16 protein-coding genes are annotated in these 21,090 nt (G+C 39.5%); 3 read left to right on the top strand and 13 right to left on the bottom strand.

What is annotated here, in order from left to right; genetic code table 11:
• Positions 1-33: 33 nt before the first annotated feature.
• A complete protein-coding gene (locus BLR27_RS16595; protein ID WP_090706754.1) occupies positions 34-1,362 on the bottom strand; it encodes an AGE family epimerase/isomerase in 1,329 nt (442 codons plus the stop codon).
• 400 nt (positions 1,363-1,762) lie between these two features.
• Here BLR27_RS16595 and BLR27_RS16590 point away from each other — a divergent pair, with 400 nt between their 5' ends.
• Positions 1,763-4,390, top strand: a complete 2,628-nt coding sequence (locus BLR27_RS16590) for an outer membrane beta-barrel protein (RefSeq protein ID WP_176767729.1) — start codon at positions 1,763-1,765, stop codon at positions 4,388-4,390.
• Positions 4,391-4,433: 43 nt separating this feature from the next.
• Here the strand turns inward: BLR27_RS16590 and BLR27_RS16585 are convergent, their stop codons facing one another.
• The 5 genes from BLR27_RS16585 to BLR27_RS16565 form a co-directional block, all read right to left on the bottom strand.
• Complete coding sequence (locus BLR27_RS16585; protein WP_090706751.1) at positions 4,434-5,330, bottom strand: serine hydrolase; 897 nt, start codon at positions 5,328-5,330, stop codon at positions 4,434-4,436.
• 145 nt (positions 5,331-5,475) lie between these two features.
• Positions 5,476-7,362, bottom strand: coding sequence for an aldolase/citrate lyase/malate synthase family protein (locus tag BLR27_RS16580; RefSeq protein WP_090706780.1), 1,887 nt, complete (start codon positions 7,360-7,362; stop codon positions 5,476-5,478).
• Positions 7,363-7,472: 110 nt separating this feature from the next.
• Complete coding sequence (locus BLR27_RS16575; RefSeq protein WP_090706749.1) at positions 7,473-8,057, bottom strand: LutC/YkgG family protein; 585 nt, start codon at positions 8,055-8,057, stop codon at positions 7,473-7,475.
• A gap of 26 nt (positions 8,058-8,083) precedes the next feature.
• Positions 8,084-9,460, bottom strand: a complete 1,377-nt coding sequence (locus BLR27_RS16570; protein WP_090706747.1) for a lactate utilization protein B — start codon at positions 9,458-9,460, stop codon at positions 8,084-8,086.
• Positions 9,457-10,203: a (Fe-S)-binding protein gene (locus BLR27_RS16565; RefSeq protein ID WP_090706745.1), complete on the bottom strand. Its 747-nt coding sequence runs from the start codon at positions 10,201-10,203 to the stop codon at positions 9,457-9,459. Before BLR27_RS16565 ends, BLR27_RS16570 begins: the two co-directional genes overlap by 4 nt.
• A 174-nt stretch (positions 10,204-10,377) precedes the next feature.
• Here BLR27_RS16565 and BLR27_RS16560 point away from each other — a divergent pair, with 174 nt between their 5' ends.
• Positions 10,378-11,295 carry an alpha/beta hydrolase family esterase gene (locus tag BLR27_RS16560; RefSeq protein WP_090706744.1) on the top strand — a complete coding sequence of 306 codons (918 nt, stop codon included), beginning with the start codon at positions 10,378-10,380 and terminating at the stop codon, positions 11,293-11,295.
• Between the two features lie 293 nt (positions 11,296-11,588).
• Complete coding sequence (moaCB, locus tag BLR27_RS16555) at positions 11,589-12,539, top strand: bifunctional molybdenum cofactor biosynthesis protein MoaC/MoaB (protein WP_090706743.1); 951 nt, start codon at positions 11,589-11,591, stop codon at positions 12,537-12,539.
• 72 nt (positions 12,540-12,611) lie between these two features.
• Here moaCB and BLR27_RS16550 read toward each other — a convergent pair whose 3' ends face one another.
• The 7 genes from BLR27_RS16550 to BLR27_RS16525 are packed head-to-tail and all read right to left on the bottom strand — an operon-like array spanning position 12,612 to position 20,730.
• On the bottom strand, positions 12,612-15,698 hold the full coding sequence (locus tag BLR27_RS16550) for an efflux RND transporter permease subunit (RefSeq protein ID WP_090706741.1): 3,087 nt from the start codon (positions 15,696-15,698) through the stop codon (positions 12,612-12,614).
• Between the two features lie 11 nt (positions 15,699-15,709).
• The gene (locus BLR27_RS16545) at positions 15,710-16,807 is read right to left on the bottom strand and encodes an efflux RND transporter periplasmic adaptor subunit (protein WP_090706740.1); all 1,098 of its coding nucleotides are present in this window, start codon (positions 16,805-16,807) and stop codon (positions 15,710-15,712) included.
• 5 nt (positions 16,808-16,812) lie between these two features.
• Positions 16,813-18,138, bottom strand: coding sequence for a TolC family protein (locus tag BLR27_RS16540; protein ID WP_221406368.1), 1,326 nt, complete (start codon positions 18,136-18,138; stop codon positions 16,813-16,815).
• Between the two features lie 34 nt (positions 18,139-18,172).
• Positions 18,173-18,304 (bottom strand): hypothetical protein, encoded by a 132-nt coding sequence (locus BLR27_RS18840; protein ID WP_262485663.1) that lies wholly within the window; start codon positions 18,302-18,304, stop codon positions 18,173-18,175.
• Positions 18,305-18,315: 11 nt separating this feature from the next.
• Entirely contained in the window at positions 18,316-19,788 is a 1,473-nt protein-coding gene (locus BLR27_RS16535; protein WP_090706736.1) for an NAD(P)/FAD-dependent oxidoreductase, read from the bottom strand.
• A 26-nt stretch (positions 19,789-19,814) separates the two neighbouring features.
• A complete protein-coding gene (locus BLR27_RS16530) occupies positions 19,815-20,102 on the bottom strand; it encodes a cupin domain-containing protein (RefSeq protein WP_090706735.1) in 288 nt (95 codons plus the stop codon).
• 31 nt (positions 20,103-20,133) lie between these two features.
• On the bottom strand, positions 20,134-20,730 hold the full coding sequence (locus BLR27_RS16525; RefSeq protein ID WP_090706733.1) for a TetR/AcrR family transcriptional regulator: 597 nt from the start codon (positions 20,728-20,730) through the stop codon (positions 20,134-20,136).
• Between the last annotated feature and the right edge of the window lie 360 nt (positions 20,731-21,090).

The following is a 21,090-nucleotide window of genomic DNA, read 5'->3' as shown; positions in this document are numbered from 1 at the left end:
ACTGCTGCAATTTGTTTTTTAGTTCTGTTTAGATCAGTCAAATAAATTTGAAACCTTGCCTTTGCGATTGAGCATTCTCTTCACTGCCAAAAGATTGAGCATAAGATGACGCGGATGATGATAATGTTCAGCTCTAAACCTGGCGTAATCTTTCATATACCTGTCGCCGGCTGAAGCCCAAAATAAATTACCGGGTATATCAAACTTCTGGTGTACATATTCCAGAGTTTCATTGAAACATTCCTGCGCCCAGCTATCACCTGTATGTTCTGTCATAAACAAGGTACCAATAAGAACTTCTTCCTGAAGCCAAAGCACCTTATCTACCTTCCAGGTATTATTTCCCACATGGTCCAATGCCCGGAAATAACCACCATAAACATCATCATGAGCAACAATAACATGCCTCTTAAACACTTCGGCTATCCGATCGAACAGTTTCTTATCCTTTCTGCGCGCCGCCTCAAAAAGAAGCATCCAGCAGGTTTCAATTCCATGTCCGGTATAGGCAAAATCTTTGTATGAATTATCGGGTCTGCTCATGTCATGATTCAGAACTTCATTAAAAAGTTTGTATTCCGGGTTTAAGTGATGATTCAAACATGCATCGAGACAACGATCAGCCAGTTTTTGCATTTCTGCATCCGGCCCGTTCTCAAGAATTTGTGTTGCAGCTCTGAGAAACACCATCCAATGTCCTAAAACTCTGGGAGCGGGAATTTTTGGTGCGTCAGGATTCAAATAAGCAACATAATAATCATAATCAGGGCTATCATAACGATCCAGGCATGACAGAATTACTTTCTTGGCGAGTGTGAAATATTGTTTTTCACCGGATGCTTTTGCGAACTCGGCAAGGCCTTCAGCTACGAACAAACTGCTGTAGATATCCCCAGGACCAGATAAGGGGTTTCCTTCCCTGTCAAAGGAGGATGTCCAGAAACTATTATCTTTGGGCTGTAACTTGAGTATGAAATCTTTTGATTTGCGGGCAGCTTCCAGATATTTTGGATTTTTATCCAGGTTATTATAGAGAAAAGAATAGGTCCACATTCCCCTGCCCTCAAACCAGGCAGACTTATTACTGTTAACCTGCCGGCCATTAGTAATATCCACTGAACACATAAAGCCACCATTTTTATGATCAATTACCCATTTATCCATATTTGGGATAAAATGGTCGAAAAGATCTGATTTGTATCGGTCATGCAGCTTTTCAAGGCTTAACTTAATTCCATCAGCACTTAAAAAACCTTCTTTTCTTTTTCCCGCTGTTTCTGCATTTTCAAATCCATAAGCTCCAAGGCTTAAACTTCCAATGCCCGCAATCAGGGAGCCTGACATAAACTGTCTTCTTCTCATTTTTCAGTAGTTAGATTCGTTAAATCCATTGATGTGTAAAGGCTTAAAGCATTTTTCCATCGGAACTAAAAATACAATTATTTTGATATTAGCACTCCTATTTGTTAATAAAATATTTGCTTTAAAACCATTGGGTACGTAAACATAAATATTTTACCAGAAATCAGTCCCTGATAAGCTTTGTAGAATGCTTACTAAGGAAGTATCAGGTTCTGATCAGCATAATTAAAAAAACTAATAACCTGTTAATCGGTCAGAATACTGTATAAACTATGTAACAATACTGATTTGTATCCAATTCATGAGCTGTGGGGGATTATCTTTGACATTAAAATATTAACTGAAAGTTCAGGCAACTGCTTCAAAAACAATGATTAAGAAACCTGTGACTAATTGGCCTATGAAAAGAACCCTCCTTACCTTCACTTTTGTTATATGTTTTTTACAAGGTTATTCTCAGTCGTATATAGTAAAGGGAATTGTCCAGGATACATCAGGTATACCATTAACAGGCACACTTATTAAACTCAAATGGGCAGGCGACAGCCTTGCTACGGCAGCAGATATCAATGGTGCCTTTTCATTCAATAATGTTAAGTGGCCCGAATTTAATTTTTCTGCTGCATTTCTTGGTTTTGAAACCTTTATGAAAACCTATAAGATCACAGAAGGGAATTCACTAAATATCCCTGCAATAACATTAAAAACATCATCCAACACACTGAACGAAGTAGTAATAACGGCTGTGACTTCAATAAAGATCGGCGAGGACACGGTTTCATTCAATGCAGCGGCATATCCAGTTCGTCAGGGTGATGCAGTAGATGAGGTGCTTAGAAAACTACCTGGAGTGAAAGTGGATGTCGACGGAAATGTTACCAATCAGGGAGAGGCGATTACAAAAATACGGATCAATGGAAAGGATTTTTTCGGAACTGATGTAGCCACTGCAATCAAGAACCTACCAGCCGATATCATAAAAAATCTTCAGTTTATTGACGATTATGGTGATCAGGCCAGACTTACGGGTATAAAAACCGGAGAACCTGAGAAGATATTGAATCTGACCATACAGGAGGACAAGAAAAAGGGATATAGCGTAAGGATGTCCGGCGGTTTGGGAAATCAAGATCGATACAATACCTATTTGAGAGGAAACACCTTTAAAGGTGATCAGCAGATCTCATTTGACGGCACAATAAATAACACCAATATGCGTGGTGGCGGAAATGGAATTACCAATACCAATGCTGTCAATACAAACTACCGGAATGACTGGGGCAAAAAATTCTCTGCTGATGCCGCATACGGTTTCAATAATAGAAAAAACACAACTCTGACCAAAACTTTCACACAAAACTTTCTTGAAAATTTTACTCGCCGTGAAAATGCTTCAACAAACAATAGCAGCAATAATTTCAGTCACGAGTTTTCAGGAAATATGGAATACAAGCCAGACTCACTTAATTTCTTTAAGATCTCTCCCCGTATTACTTTCAATGATAACAGCTCAGATAATCAGGGATTATATGATATAGCCCAGGAAGATCTAATTACAGAAAGAACTAACTTATCTGGAACAGATGCCACATCCCTGAATATGTCAACCAATCTGTTTTATAATCACAGGTTCCATAAAAAAGGCCGTAATATTAGTGTCAGAGGAAATTTTAATTATTCTGAAGGAGATAATTTCAGAAATGTATTGAATAACTATCTTATCAAACAAAGCGGAAACGACTCTACACGGATACAGAATCAATTGATAGACAATGTCAATGATAATTTCTCCACATGGGGCAACATATCTTATATGGAGCCTTTATGGAAGAAGAATTACCTGGAATTCAGCTACAGCCGGAGTCATTCAATTACTAATACTACCCGTGAAACAAGTGATATAGTAAATACTCAGCCGGTTCTGAATTCCGATCTGAGTAATGAATATGAGTATCAATTCACCACTAATCGTTATGGATTAAGTTACAGGTTTATTGAACAAAAATTTAATTATACATTAGGTTTAAATGCACAACCAACTTTACTGGAAGGCAGAAATTTGAGCAGAGGTATCGACACAAGAAACAAAACATTCAACATCATTCCATCTGCACGCCTTTCATATAAATTTTCCAAGCAGCAGGCATTGCAGGTCAATTACTGGGGCAGAAGTAATCAGCCTGGCTTCCTTCAATTACAGCCAATAACTGATAATTCTAACCTTCAGAATACAATTACAGGAAACCCGGATCTGAATCCGGAGTTTGTTCACTCTTTCAATGCCCGCTACAATCAGTCAGACTGGGACAAAGGGCATATTCTGTATGCGAATCTGGCTCTTAACCAAACTCAGGATAAGATCGTTACCACCAAAGTACTGATCCCAAATACAATTAATCAGGTGACAAGTTATACCAATACTGATGGGTTCTACACTGTGCGGGGTGACTACTCTTACGGGGTACCTTTTGCAGAGCGTAAATTCACCATTACCTATTCAGGAAGTGGTGCATTAAATAATAATGTGGCTTTTATAGATCAGTCAAAGAACATTGCAAAGAATTTCATTGTCAGACAGGAAATTGAATTTGAAGTTGACATTAAAGATGTGATCGATGCGGAACTTGAAACTTCCTACTCAATCAATACGACCCGATATTCGCAAGAAACCTTTGAAGATCGAAAGACCAATACAATTGAAATTGAATTCAGAGGAAGAAATTACTTTTTCAAAGATCTTACTCTGGGATATGACCTCAGAAAAACCATCAATTCAGGATTTGACAATTCAATCATCAAAAATCCAACAATTTTAAGGCTGTATACTGAATACCGATTTATGAAAGGTAATGTTGGTGCACTCAGATTAGAGGCATTTGATATTTTCGATCAAAATTCAGGGATATCCAGAGATGTGTTTGACAATATTATTATCGATCGTCAGGTTAACCGTCTTGGAAGATACTTTATGCTTTCATTTAACCTGCGTCTAAATAAATTTGGCGGCGGCGCGGTAACGAGAAACTAGTTGTTCATAAAAGCTGATAACCTGGAATTGTCAATGCTACAATTCAATTCCCAAGTAAGACCCCGTATTTAGTTGCTTTCAGCATTGAAAAATAGTCGAACACCCTCTTTGAGATAGCAGCAATAATATCAGAGGGGGTGGCAGAAGTTTTATAATTCTCCATTACTGCAATGGCATACGGGCTGTTTGATAAATAAACTATTCCCCATTCAGTTGACACCCCTCCCATACCTCCAGGTTTGAATGCAAGCTTCACATTTGATGGAAGTCCACCGGCAAGCTTACTATTTTCTATGGGATTCTTTTTCAGGATAGATAAGATCTCTTCTGAACTTGTTTTATCGATGAACTTCCCTTCGTGCAATAACTTCATTATTCGGGCAGCCTCCGCTGGAGTAGATAAATTCTCCTCATTACGCAAGGAAGCAGGCTGATCGATCATTTTTCGCTGAACCTTCGTATTTGGAAAACCTAAAGACTGCATGGTACTATTGATATTCTTCATTCCCACGAGCTCGATCAGAGTATTCGTTGCTGAATTATCGCTTAATCCAATCATCAGCATACAATAATTACGAATACTCAGATTAACCGGATCGGTCATTGCATTCAATATGCCCGAACCGGCTACGATGTTTGAAGCAACTAATGGTTTAATGTCTGATAGCGCAAATTTCTTTTCATGAGCCTGCTTGTAAACCTCCATCAGGATCGGGATCTTGATAGCACTGGCTTGAGTGAAAACAATATCAGAATTAATTCCAATGATTTCTCCACTGGTCAGGTCAATGGCCATCAAACCAGTGAGTGAAGGTGACGAGCCAATGATCTCTTTCAGATCATTCTCAGTCTTTTGTTTTAAAATCTCCCTCGCTGAAACCTGCGCAAAAGCAGTCATTTGAATGATACAAAAACCAATTAATAGCAGGGCTTTTTTCATATTTTTTTATTGATAATTTTAGATTTTAAAAGACAATATTTTTTTTATTTAAGACAATTGTCTTGCCTGAATCATTCTCTTTCAAAGGATTCAGAACTTTTTGATTCAAAGCTAAATTTCTGCCAACTAGTCCCGGGCACAATTTTCAGAGTACAAAATCCGGATTTTCAGTGATACGCTTTCCTTCATTCTGAAAGGTCTCTATATAATTTGAGATCCGTTTTTTTGCAACATTCAGATCAGAATTGTTCAGGTTGATATTCAGCAGATCAATGAACCATGGAATCTTGAATTCATTGAATACATAGATCTCAGCGATCTCCCGGGCAATTGGAAGTGTTGTTGTTTTTGAAGCATCATAAACATCCTTATTATCAGCCTTCAGCAGTTTAGAATATTCCTCTTCAATCAATCTTTTGAGCAGATCAAAACTGAATACATCTCCTGCATTCACACCGGTTTCGACATCTGAATCAGTAAATCTGGCACCTTTATGTACCCATTCCCATACTATACTTAATCTTATCTCGCCTGTGGCCATATCTTCCATCAGGTAAAGGATATCGTCATTGCCAAAATCATCTGCTGCCTTAAGAGCTGCAGCCTGCATTCCCTGAGCAAATGCATTGCCATATTGAATAGCAACACTCAAAAGGTTGCGTGCACCTCTGATCGTTATCGGGGCTGGTTCCAGCAGAATTAAGCCATCCGCATCCTGCTGGGTATAAGTAAGTGCTGGAAATTTTCTTCCCACCTGATTCGCTTCCCCTGATTTTTCCCATACCGGCCTGACGATATTTACCATTTTCCAATGCGCCACCCATTTTCCGCTGGCACCTTCTCTTTGTTCTCTCTCAGCTCCGGCAAATGCCTTTTTCATACTTGCAGACACACCGTCAGGAGATCCAACCGGTATATTGGGTTCCATCCCACCCTGCCAGATCGCACAATTTCCATTTATATCAGGTGTATTCACCGCTCTGCGAACACGGTCTTCATAGTTACGCATATAACCATAGGTCATGGTTACCGACTCAATATTCGGATTGATGAAGGTCTTATCCCATGCCATGGCATCAGAAACACTGTTTATATAATCCCATCGGCCTGTATTATAGCCAACAAAATGTTTTCCTAGTACAGCCCTGATCTCCATCAGCTGATAGGTTGCCTCCAGCTGCTCAACGAGAAGATATACCTTGATTGTTCCTGTTTCAAGTCCGAGATGGGCTTCTAGTGCAGTCAGCATTTTATTCCATAGTGCTGCCTCTGTTGCAGTCTGTATCTTGGGAAGATAAAGTACAATGGAAGAACCGGAAATCTGCAGTTGTCTGTAATTATTAACCACATAAAGGCAAAGATCAGCTATGGAAGCGGCCATTGCTACCCCTTCCGCATCACGGATATGACGATCATCCAAATGAAGCCCGCGGCAACGGAAAATCTTAGTCGTAAAGTCGAGCTGTGTCTTCCAATCCTTAACCATTGGATACCCCAAAAAACCTTCCGACCAACGGTTCATTTCACCAGCAACTTGTTCTGCTACTTTTAAGAAAACCGGATCTTTGGATATCGCCAGCTTCAGGTTACGCTGATTATCAAGCGACATGCTTGCGATCTGACCCAATGCGTCCTCCCCATCAAACATCCATCCGTCTGCACCTGATAAAAGTGCATAAGCCGCATTTCTGATGCTGCTCTCCAAACTTGCATTTGGCTTTGAAGCAGGACCAGTACCCTGAATCCACTGGCGCTGAAGGTCATGCGGAATAGCGGATCCTTCAAATTTTCCATCCCGTGCATCCTGAACTTTAATATCAGTTCCAGGGATCATACTTTCAGGATCATAAAAAGTGATTCTCGTTTTATTCTTCTGACGGTCGTTTCTTCTTTTGATCCTTTCGGTCATCAGGTCCTTAACAGACTTATTAAAATGTGCAAGAGCATTCAGCGCATCTATTGCCTCAACAGTATAAATATCCTGGTATTCCTCTTGAAGGTTATCACGGATAATGATGGCATTGTTTTTCATTAGTAAATAATTGTTTTTAAATAGCAATGAAGCTTGCATGAGCTTATATTTATGTCTTTTTGTGAGCGGCAAGCGCATGCAGGTTTCATAGTATAGGTATTCCTGTAAGATCATTTTATTAAATAAACAGTCATGCTAAGTGGGCCATGTGCACCCAAAACCAATGCCTGTTCAATATCAGCCGTTTTTGAAGGTCCACCGATAAAACCACCAAAGCCATATTCTTCATCTGCAATTTTAGCATAAGCCTCATGCATGGTGGATACGATAACTGACTCATCCACTACCACCGCAAGGTGCTGAGAAATATAAGGTATGATACGATGCCCCATAACCTCTTCGGTTAACCAAACAGCACCATTCTCTGCAACAGCCAAACGTGCCTCAATAATAGCCAGTTCCACATCTTCAAAGCTATGGGGCTCAACAGATGCTGAACAAAACTCAGCTACATCACTCAATGCAGGCAGAGTGCTGACAATCCTTTTTCCGGTGTCGAAATTCTCCCTGATGTGATTTTTTACTGCTTCCATATTGGCAGCACTATACACAATTCCTCCTATTCCTGAAAATGTATCTTTGTATTTTTCAACAAGATCTTCTTCAGGAACTTTAAACCCGGAGATATCCGGAAGGGAAGTTAAAGGGGGCTGATTTTTCAAAACAGCTGCCAGTATACTATCTCTGCTGCTCATTTGTTTTTATTTTTTATCATTATTACTCAGCTTTTCGAACCATTTTTTGCATACCATTCGCCAAAAGATTGCTTGGGACTATCAGGCATTTCGCGCTGTTTATACCAGGGATTGAATTTATTATTGATGGCAAAAGGTGCATGATTTAATATCCAGCGACCTGTTTTGCCAGCAGTTTTATAGATCTCAGGAGATGACAAAGTTAATGCCATGGCCTTCATACTGAATGTCTTACGACTTGCTGAATATCCTTCTTTCACTATAACCTGACGCCATTTATAAAGCTGATCGTGGATCGGGATCTTAACCGGACAAACATTGGAACATGATCCGCACAAAGTGGAAGCAAATGGAAGATCCGCATGTTTTTTCATGTCAAGATTCGGAGCTAAAATAGCACCAATCGGACCCGATATCGTGTTATGATAACTCAAGCCACCACTCTTGCGATATACCGGGCAGGTATTCATACAGCCACCGCATTTTATACATTTTAATGAATCCCTGAAATCAGGACGGGCAAGCAATGCACTTCGCCCCTTATCAACTAATACCAGGTGCATTTCCTGTCCCGGACGGGGTTTTCTGAAATGACTGGAATAAATAGTGATCGGCTGACCGATGGCACTTCTGGCGAGAAGTCTGAGGAATACCCCAAGATGCTTACGCTCAGGAACGATCTTCTCAAGTCCCATGGAAGCTATCTGAACCTCGCATAAATGAGCTCCCATATCAGCATTACCCTCATTGGTACATACCACATACTCACCCGTTTCTGCCACGGCGAAGTTCACACCTGTTAAAGCCGCACGCCTGGTCATAAATACATTACGGAGATGCTTACGGGCAACGCGAGTTAATAATGTAGGGTCAGAAAGGCCCTTTTCCGTTCCCAGATGCTCATGAAACAATTCTCCAATCTCCTCCTTTTTCTTATGGATACAAGGCAATACAATATGGCTAGGTGGCTCATTATCAATTTGTTGAATATACTCCCCCAGATCGGAGTTAATCACATCAATTCCACGCTCGGCAAGATATTCATTCAGATGGCATTCTTCAGTGAGCATGGACTTGCTCTTAACCATCTGATTGATATTCTTCTCACTTAATATTTTATAAATAATCTGGTTATGCTCCTCTGCATCTGCAGCCCAATAGACTTTCACCCCATTTCTTTTGAGATTCTCTTCAAATTGCAGGAGGTAATCGTGCAGATTTGATATCACATTGGATTTAATTGCTGAGGCCGCTTCCCTTAACTCCTCCCACTGAGGAGTTTGGTTTGCTGAACGGTCGCGTTTTTGCCTGATCCACCAAAGGGCACCGTCGTGCCAGTCGACACGATCTTCGTCCTTATTGAATGCTTCTGCTAATGCTGCGTGATCTTGTGTGCCTTTCATGCCTTTATGGATGAACAATTTAATATTTCTGCTATATGAATGATCTTAACCTTACTGTTATTGCGCTGAAGGATTCCCTCCATATGCATCAAACAGGAAAGATCGGGTGATGTAATATACTCTGCACCATGTTTTGTATGATCTGTTATGCGGTCTTTTCCCATTTTTACTGAAACTGCTTCTTCTGCTATACAGAATAATCCGCCAAAACCACAACACTCATCTACCCTGTCAAGCTCAGTTAATTCGAGTCCCTGAACCATATTTAATAATTGTTTTGGTTTTGAAAAATCAGGGGCAACAAGTTCAGACATCTGGGCAAGGTGTAAACCTCTCAGACCATGACAACTCTGGTGAAGGCCAACTTTATGAGGGAAACAAGCATCCAGTTTCTCTATTTTAAGCACATCTGTCAAAAATTCAACAAGCTCATAGATCTTTCCTCTGATCGAGGCAGCTGCCTTTTCATCAGCATGAGAGTGCAAATGGTCTTTAATATGTAGAACACAACTTGCTGAAGGCGCTACCACATAATCAAATCCGGAGAAATTCTCAATAAAAAGATCATTACATGACTGTGTAAGATGCTCATAACCCGAATTGGCCATAGGCTGACCGCAACAGGTTTGTTTAGAGGGATAACTAACATCAGCACCCAGTTTCTGCAGCAATTCGAGAGTTGCTATGGCCGCATTGGGATATAACTGGTTAACATAACAGGGGATAAAAAGACCGATTTTCATATTTTTTTTTCATTCCAAAAATTAATCCTCAACACCAATCATTCGCAGAACAAAATACACAATTTTTATAAAGTTAAAATAGTTAAAAGGCGATTTCTACGAGTTAAACAAAGAAATTTTCAGGAAATTTTCTGATACTTGAGCAATAAAAACCGGAATCAATTTTTTCAAGCCATGAAAGTGAAATTTTTATACCTATTTATTAGCCTTTTTGCATTTCAGTACAGCTATGGACAGTCAAAGCAAAGCAATGGTCTGCATACTGATTCTCTTAGCCACGGTGACTTACAGCGTAAATACATATACTATATTCCTGCAGGAATTGAGAATCTGAAAAAAGTACCTGTGGTATTTTTCCTTCATGGAATGGGTGCAAGCGCTCAGATAGGTGTAAATGTTCTAGGACCCCAGTACCATTCGCGTGCTGAACGTGATAAGGCCATTGTGGTTTATCCGGATGCCACTTCAAAGCACTGGAACGATAAACTAGGAGGATCTTACCCACTTACAGATAAAATTGATGATGTAGGATATCTTACTTCCCTGATAGACCTGTTTGTACGGGATTTCAAGGCAGACCCTAACAGAGTTTACTTCTCGGGCAGTTCAAACGGGGGAATGATGACCTACCGCTTAAGCTGCGATATACCTGAAAAGATCAGAGCCATAGCACCATTTGTTTCAACTATTAGTCCGCAGATTGCCGAACAATTTGCAACAGCAAAACCAATTCCCATCATTATTACCAGTGGTACTGCAGATTCAATTATCAAATGGGAAGGCGGTCCTGTTAAAGTAACGCGTACACCAAGACTATTCTCAGGAGATGAAAATATAGCCTACTGGAAAGCCAGAAATGGGGTTAAAAGCAAAGCCAAAGTCACGGTTTTACCGGATGTAGAACCAGGCGATAAATCTACCGTCGAGGTTCATCATTACAAAAGCAGGAACGATGTGGTTCTTTACAAGATCATTAATGGAGGTCATACACACCCAACCTTAAGGGAAAGCGGGAAACCTCTGGTACCAGGTAAAAACATGGATTATAATTCTTTCGAAACCATTTGGGACTTTTTATTGTCTTATAAATAAGTATCAGGAACCAGGAACCAGGACAAAATTCAATTAACTGAAAAATCACTTTTTGTAAATTGATAAACGAAGATGAGGGATGATGTCTGAGGTATGATGACTGAGGTATGAAGTATGATGGCTAAGAGTATAAATCTTACCTTGGACAAAATAACTTACTACTTATAACCTACTACTTATAACCTACTACTTATAACCTACTACTTATAACCTACTACTTAAAACTTATAACTTATAACCTACTACTTAGAACTTAGAACGTAATACTTACAACGTAAAACTTAAAACTCAAAATGCGCGATATCAGCCACAAACAGATCACCCTCCGCACCGCAAGAGCAGTTGCTATTATTTTTTGTTCGGAGAAAAGTATTGAATTGATCCGTTCGAATGAGCTCCCAAAGGGAAACCTTTTTGATGTGGCGCGTGCAGCGGGGTTTTTAGGTGCAAAGCTTACCCCTCAACTCCTTCCCCATTGCCATCCGGTTACTATTGATGCAATGGAATTCACGTTCGATTTCATCAATAGAGAACTACATACAGAGCTCTTTGCTGAGGATATATTGAACAGAAGCGGAATTGTGATTATGGGTGAGGCTAAATCCATCGGACGTACAGGCATTGAAATGGAAACATTAACCGCTGTTTCTGTTACTGCGCTCGAGATCTACGATATGCTTAAGCCGGTTGATACCAAACTTGAGATCGGCAATATCAGATTATTGGAAAAGAAAGGCGGCAAAAGCGATCGCAACCGTTTTATTGAAGAATCTCCATCCTGCGCAGTCCTTGTTTGTTCTGATTCTACCGCACGTGGTGAACGTGAGGATAAAAGTGGTCTGCTGATCTCCGATATGCTGAAAAAAGTTAAGGGTAATGTTCTTCATTATAAAATACTTCCCGATGATAAAGAGGCCATCCAGAAACAGATAAAAGATTGGGTTGCGGATGATATCCAATTCATTTTTACTACGGGTGGAACCGGATTAGGCCCCCGTGACAATACCGTCAGTGCAGTGAAGGAAATACTGGAACGGGATGCTGATGGCATTACAGAAGCTATGAGAACTTTCGGACAGATGCGTACTCCCTTGGCCATGATGAGTCGTTCAGTAGCCGGAGCTATCGGTAAAACAATGATCATCACCCTACCGGGAAGCCCCAATGGTGCCAAAGAATCTCTGGAAGCTATTTTGCCGGGTGTTTTCCATGCACGCAAGATGATGGAAGGTGGAGGCCATTAGTCGGTTTTTGCTTTGTTTTTCATAAGAAGACAAAAAACGGTAATGGGTTCTGACCTCCGGCAAAATCCCCTGCTAGCGACTAAATTTCTCTTTGGCTGTATCGACAAGGTAATAGATCATCGGGACTAAAAAGACTGTCAGAACCAATGATGAAAGCAGTCCGCCAATAATTACCCATGCTAATCCATTCTTCCATTCTGAAGCTGTTCCTGATGCCATTGCAATAGGAAGCATACCAATAACCATAGAAAGGGTAGTCATCAAAATAGGTCGCATCCTTCCTTTTCCTGCGAGAATCAGTGCCTCCTTGAAATGTTTACCCTCAGCCTTTAGCTGATTGGTAAAATCCACGATCAGAATAGCATTTTTCACAACCAAACCCATCAGCATTATCAATCCTAGCAAAGAAAATAAACTCAAATTATTCAGTGATAAGTTTAAAGCCAGAAATGCACCGATAGCAGCCAGCGGAATTGAAAATAATACTACAAAGGGATAGACAAAACTATCGTAGAGCGCTACCATTATAAGGTATATCAGAAGAAATGACATTAGCAAAACTGAACCCAGTGCCCCAAAACTATCATTCTGCCTTTTAATATCACTCCCCCAGGTCATTAGTATTCCATCTGGTAGCGGATTCTGTTTTAAATAGGCAACAACATCATCTGCCACTGTTCCCGATGGCCTGCCCAGGGCATCTGAAGTGAGTGTAACTGCAGGCTGGCGATCCAGACGTTCCAGAAGAGATGGCGAATTATCCTGTTCAACCGTGGCAAATTGTGACACCTTCAGAGTCATACCATTTGGGTTTACAATTGACAGGTTTTGAACATCGTCATAGTTTTGGCGGCTAAATTCATCCAGCCAGATCCTTACAGGATACTCCGTACCATTCTCGGTTAGTGTTGCATCATCATTTCCTGTAAATGCTGTCCTGAGATTTATTCCTACGTAGGCGGTACTTAAACCTAAACGCTGCATTTTATCTTTATCCGGTATGATTTTATATTCAGGATTTCCTTGTTCAACTGATAAACGAACATTATCAGCTCCCGGAATTTTTTCTATGATAGACCTCAATTCGCTGCCTGTTTTCATCACCAGATCAGAATTACTTCCGCTTAAGGTAATTTCAATGGGCGCTGAACGTGGAATTAAACCCAGTGCAGCCATGGAATAATTGATCCCCGGATACTTCATTTTCAGTTCTTCACGAAGCTTTTTCATGAATTCTTCTGTCGGGACATCATTCAGTTCTTTCTTTGATTTCAACTGTATGGTAAACTCTGTTTTATTAGCAGAACCAAGTCCAAGACTTCCAATACCTGTACTGGGGCCGCCCACATTACTGAATACGCTTAGGACTTCAGGCTTTTTAGATATCACATCCGCAATTTTCAGGGAGATCAAATTGTTCTGTTGGATAGACATTGATTTGTCAAACTCAAGATTCATTCTGAATTTCCCCTGATCCCCCGTTGAAATCAACTCCTTTCCAATAATTCCCTGCTTCATGATCCCCAGGGTCATGGCCGAAAGCAGGATCACAATACCAGTGAAGATCAATTTATGATTCAATACCCACTCCAGCTTTATACCGTACCACTCCGTAAACCCTTCGAGCTGACGCTCGAACCAAAGCAAAAAACGATTAAAAAAATTGCTTGGTTTCAAATCATCTTTCTTTCCGATTCTTGATGCCAGCCATGGGGTAAGCGTGAATCCAACCAGTAAACTGGTAAGGGTTGATGTAATCACAACAATTGAGAATTGTTTAAGCATGTCAGCAACAAAAACCTGTAAAAAAAGTATCGGAAGGAAAACAACCACGTCGACCAATGTTATTGACAAGGCCGAAAATCCGATCTCCAAACGTCCATCCATTGAAGCAATTCTTTTTTCTTTACCCCTGTCCAGATGCTTTTGTATATTCTCTAAAACGACAACAGCGTCATCTACCAGTATGCCAATGATCAATGACATAGCAAGCAAGGTCATTAAATTAAGGGTGTATCCCAGTATCCACATAACCGCAAAGGCAGTGACAAGGGAAGTAGGAATGGCAATTATAACGATCAATGAATTTCTGAAACTCCTAAGAAAGAGCAGCATAACGATTGAAACCAGAATTACAGCAAGAATCAAATCAAAAACCACTGAATCAACTGCGGCAATGGTATTATCAGTACTGTCATCTGCAATTACAAATTTTGTAGCTGAGCCTGCATTCAGGGCTTCAATAGTTTTGATTTTTTCACGTACCGATCCGGAGACTTCTACCGCATTCGCATCACCCTGCTTTTTCAATAATAGTCCGATACCATTTTCCCCATTAAAACGGCTGATCGATGTTATTTCTTTAACACCATCGGTCACATTTGCAATATCCTTGATGTAAACCGGGCTTCCCTGAACAGGCATGGCTATCTGAACGTTTTTAATATCCTCTATTTGAGTAAATTTTCCTGATAAACGAACCGAGCTCTTTTCCTTTTCAGTTTGTACCTGCCCTGTCGGAAGGTCAAGTCCGGAGCGATTGATTGCTTCAACAACCTGAGTCAATGAAAGCCCATACAGTCTTAATTTATCCTGATCTACCTTGATCTGTATCTCTCTTTCCTGTCCGCCCAGTATGCTAATTTCTGCAACACCCTTAATCTGTTGTATCTGAGGCAGGTACTCATCCTTCATCTTCTGATAGAATTCTGTTGCCGGTAAATTACTGGTAGCAATGATTGACATGATCGGAAGATCATTTGGAGAAACTTTAGTCATCACCGGACTCATAACATCTTCCGGAAGATCCTTCCGGATATTATCAATATAGCGCTGAGCATCCTGCATAGTTTTATCCAGATCTGTCCCGTATTTAAGATTGGCAATGATAACCGAAGCATTTGGCAGGGACTTGGTTACCAGATAATCTACACCTTCCAGATTAGCTAAAGCATCTTCTATTTTTCGGGAAACAGAAGTTTCTACTTCAGAAGGTTCAGCTCCGGGATAAACCGTCCTGATCACAACTACCGGCTGATTAAAATCTGGCATTAGCTCGTAACTGAGATTTTTATATCCTATGATACCTAAAAGTGTGAGTACACTAAAAAGCACGATGATCAGTGAAGGGCGTTTGATTGATATTTCTGTAAGATTCATTTCTCGCTGATTTATTTAATGATCACATTAGCACCGTCAAAAAGATTGATAAAACCAGACAGTATAATCATATCTCCTTCATTCAGTCCACTATTAATTACACTGTTATTCTTTACCCGATCAGAGATGGTTATGTTTTTCAGAAAAGCCTTACCTTTTGATATAGAACCGGAATTTTCAGTATTTCTGACCAAGTAAACCTGAGTCTGATCATTTGTTTTGATTATCGCTGAAGAAGGGATCATAATTCCTTTCTCCTGAATGACAGAAGCCAGATTCACTTTTCCAAACATCCCTGATTTGATCTTCTGGTCTGATGTATTGTTCAGGGTAAATTGCACAGGATAACTACTGCCGGAATTAGCTTTATTGCCTATCATGCTTGTTTTTCCTGACATGTTAATTTCAGGATAGGCATCAGAAGTAATACTATACGAATGATTCTGAACAAACATATCCAAGTCATTCTCAGCAACATTTACCGTAAATTTTAACCTATGAATATCAGTGATCTGAAGTAAAGGAATTCCGGGGGAAGCAAATGCACCCTCCTCACTGATCTTAGCGGTGACAAAGCCATCAAAAGGAGCTCTGATCGTTGTTTTATTGATCTGCTCGATCAATGATGCCCTTTGCACCTGAGATGACTTTAAACCAAGCTCGGCCTTTTCTAATTGAATGCCCTGAATTGCACCGGCCTTTGCTAATATTGAGTATCTAGCCACATCTGCCTGAAGGCCTTCCATCTGGACTTCAATATTCTTTAGCTGCAATTTCAATAATGAATTATCCAGAATTATTAGCGCCTGCCCCTTTTTTACTGAACTGCCAGCATCTACCAATACAGAATTGATCTTACCCTGAACTTCAGAACTGATCTTCGATTCCCTATATGGCTCAAATGTTCCTGTAAATGCGAATTCAGTATTTAAGTCTTCCAGTTTAATCGTGTCTGTTTGAACGTTAATTGCCTGCGTCTTATCATATTGATAAACACTTTTTTGAGTGACCTCCTTATTACTCTTAAGCCTTATCACTGCAACCGCGATCAGGGCTATTGGAATAACGATGATTAAAACTTTTTTAATTACTGCCGATTTGCTGTTCATAGCTGTTATTTTTTGAATGTTGAAATGTTTCCGGTTAATTTTTTCAGTTCAAGGTCCGCCTTCAGATAATCGACAACAGCCGAAAGATATGTTTGCTGTGCTTCACGCAAAGTATTATCACTAAGAAGTACATCGTTTAAACTTGCTGTCTGATACTTTTGCTGAAGAAGGGTTTGCTCATATATTGTTTGGGCAAGATTTAACTGATCTGATATTGTTTTGATAGACCTTTGAGCAAGATTACGCTGTAGTTTTGCATTTTCCACCTGCATGGCATTTTGCTCAGTGAATAAACTATTCTGTAGTTCATTATTATTTAGCTCAAATCTTTTCTGATTCACTTTTTGCTGTGATACAGCTCCATTAAACAATGGAAAAGAAAGCTGTACTCCAGCAAATCCGACAGGATAAAATTTCAAAAATGAATTGGGCTGTTTGTCGTATCCAAAACCCGTGGTTCCATAGGTTCCAAATAAAGAAAGCATTGGCAATTTGGACTTTTTCAAAGTATTGAGTTCAACTTTCAGCAAGCGGTTTTGTATTTCAGAGACCCGAACATCTATGCTGGAAAATGTCTGAAACTCTTCAGGAAGTTGAAACTGTATAGTTGGATCTATTTGAATATCCCTTTCAATCGATACACCCATGGCAAATTTCAGGGCATTTAAGATCTGCTGATATTTGCTGTTGACCGCTTCCTTTTGGGTGTTCAATTGTGTTACCTGTAACTCTGTCTTATTCAGATCTGTACTTTTGGCAAGCAATTGCTCATGCAGAAGTTTCATATTGCTCAATAACCTTTTTGCATTCAAGAGATTACTATCAATAAAAGCTTCCTGATGATACAGAATACTAGCGTTATAGTACAAATTGGCTATTTCAAAAAATACCTGCTCCTCAGTTTTTTGAAGTTGAAGATGATTAAGTTCTGAAGCTATTTTGCTTGTTTTGATCGCTCCATAAACCTGAGCATTATACAAAGGCATTGTTAATTGCACATTGGCATTCATATTATGAGGGACCCCGAACCGGGCCTCCTTAAACTGCCCTTCCTGACCACCAAATACCGACATTGGCAATAACTGATATGGCAGATCAGCAAAATATTTATAATCTGCATTTGCTGATATTCTGGGGATCAAACCAGCTTTGGCCTCTTTATACCGTTCCTCACCAATTTCGATTGAATTCCTTCCAATTTTAAGGTTATTATTATTAACCTGTGCAGTGTCAATACATTGCTGTAATGTTAATACCTGTGCCTTTGCGACTGTAATACCGGAAATCCAGAACAGGAGAAAAAAATATAGTTTGTGAACGCTTACTAACATAATGAGATGTTTTTTTTATAATTCTATTCGCTGATTATTTTCTTGTACCTCCATGGCCACCTGCAACTATGCCCAAAATTTTTAAGCTCAGATAAATGAATCTGAAAAACTGAATAAAAGGATTTCGCATTCGGGAATGCTCGGCATTTGATATTATTTGTGTCATGATCTTAATTTTTATTCCGGAATTAACCACCAGAAAGGTTTCATTTTAGCTTTATATAAGAATGCATAATGTAAAAGCAATTTCAACCAGTGACCGGCTAGTCCCATGTCACCGAATGTCTTCTTCAAATCCCTGCCATGTGTATGCTTATATTTATTATAGTCGGGCACTATCGGAAAAGTAGTCATACTGATTCCGTTGCCCTCGAGCAAACCATAGCCGGCAGATGCAATACATGCGGCCCCCATATTTCCCATAGAACCCTTATGATTTAAGCTAACAGCATGTGATGGGGAACCACTTTTGATAGTGTCAATGATATTATCAGAAACAATTTTTGCGGTTATTCCTGAAGGCATTCCTGTCCTTGGAGGGGATGGGAAAATATCTGTACCATTTTTACTTTTACGAGGCCTGGAAATAGCATGAGGCGGTGCAAACGCAATTCCGGGAGCAAAAATATTTTTGTAAGAAGGATTCTGATAAGTCTCCGGCCAGTCCTGAACAGACCATTCTTCATAAGGTTTTGCAGAATAATCTGCATCCACAATCATAAAGCCCTTAAATAACTTATCGGTTATATCATTATTGACTTTGTCGTATGCTTTAAATCCATGTCCCGAAAAAGAAGGAATCAGCATGGCAAAATCGAACTCCTCCGTTTTATAATCGCCATCAAGATTTTCGTATAAAACCTTTCCATCTTCTACCTTATAAACTCCTGCACCTAAGATCCATTTAATACCACGATCGGCGAACACCATTTCAACCATATCGCTTGACTCAAGGGTAGTATTTCCATAAGTAAGGAGCATACCATCCATACCAAAGTCGCCTAACTGAAATTCATTTGATATCCAGGTAACATCTACTTTATCCCTGACATTGAATTTGACCAGTTCCTTTTCTACATTCAATATATACTCAAATGCGGCACCCTGGCATGTAGCCCGTGCATGCCCTGTTCCGATAAGTATTTTAGCCCTTTTACCAGATGATCTTACCGAGCTAATCAGTTGATGTAATGCTGCGGACGCATGAATAGCATGGTCGTATGTACAAACAGAAAAAGCTTTATTGGTACCAGGATTCAAACCCTCTGTGAGATCAAATGCAAGCTTGGGTCCGGTGGCATTGATCAGATAGTCATAACTTATATCCTCCTGAATACCAGCACTTTCACCATAAATATATTCAACCCTCACAAATGGCTTATTTTCTGTACTGCTGCCCTCCGGATGAAAAGAAACTACCCTGGCTTGTTTATATCCAATTCCATGCTTTTTATAAACCGGTTCCAGAGGAAAAGAAACATCACTCACATTCATCCTGCCAATTCCAACCCAAATATTGGAAGGTACCCATTGATAATTCCTGTTCGGCGAAACAACCAGAATTTCATGTTCGCCGGATAATTTTCTTCTCAAATGGCTGGCTGCTGTATGACCAGCAATGCCTGCTCCCAGAATTACTACTTTTGACATGGTGTTACTATTTAATACTATAAATACTACTTTATAAGAATTAGCTGACTGTCATCAATCCCCTTCACCCAATGTTTAACCATCGACTCAATATTTATATAATCACCGGGAAAAAGAGTTTCCTTTAACCCCTTTTCATTTTCAAAGACAACCTCACCATCAATACATAATAATAGTGCGGGAACTTTTGATACATGTTCTTTCAGCTCCTGATTAGCCTTGATTTGTAAAGCAATTGTACCTTCTCCTGTACCCTTAAAAATTGATACTGCAGATACTTCCTTATTCGCCGGGTGTAGTTCTTTAATATTCATCTCAATAGTATTAAACAATTATAACAAGCATTTAGTTTGATTTGGATCGGATCAGAGTAAGCAGGCTTTCAATCATATGATCCCCTTTAACCCTGATGTCAAAATCAAAATTTGCTACCCGCCATTTAAACATCTGAAGCCTGAAAGTACCCATGACAACATTAAGCAGATCCTCTGCGCTAACCGAGTCGGTAAATACATGCAAGGTCTGCCCCTCTTTAATAATGGGCATGAGATGCTTCATTTTTACACTCATTATTCGTAATATCTTTTCATTGATCTTCTGACTTTCTTCAATCAGTCCGTCAGAAAACACAGCCACTACAAAATGTGGGTTCTTCTTAAAAAAGGAAAACTGACCTTTAAAAATAGTTTTGAATTTTTCCTCAGGAGACTGTTCTTCAGAAATGACACTTGAAAATCGGTCCTCCATATCTTTTGCAAGGTATTCAAGCAGCGTAAGAATAATATGCTCCTTGCTTTCAAAATGCCTGTAAATGGCACTCTCTGAGAACTTCATTTCCTTAGCTAAATTCTTTATTGTTAGACCGCTTAGCCCTGAAGCAGTTAAGATTTTACCAGCAGCTTCAATTATTTCAAGCTGCCTGTCTGATATCGATCTTATCATGGTTATTTAAATTTGAGACTAAAATCCATTATCAAAATCACGTTCAATCGAAAAAATTGAATTTTTATTATCAATTTAATATGTTAGTGAATATTCACTTACAAATATAAAGACATTTTAATTAGTAAAACAAATTATTTTTAGTGATTGACTTGAGGTTGAAGTTTACAGCAGAAAGAACGATAAACCAGAATGCAAATGCTGGATCTATACCCTTTACGAATTTGCAATACCAATAAAATATCCAGCAAAAAAATACAAAACAAAAAAAGAGGCTGTCTCAAAAGGACAGCCTCTTTTTTATGGAATAAATATACAAGTTAATTTGCATAATATATTGATAATCAGTATATTGATGTA

The sequence above is a fragment of the Daejeonella rubra genome (genome assembly GCF_900103545.1).
Classification (GTDB): domain Bacteria; phylum Bacteroidota; class Bacteroidia; order Sphingobacteriales; family Sphingobacteriaceae; genus Daejeonella; species Daejeonella rubra.
The sequence above is the reverse complement of the archived record's forward strand: the minus strand, read 5'-3'. Positions and strand labels throughout refer to the sequence as shown.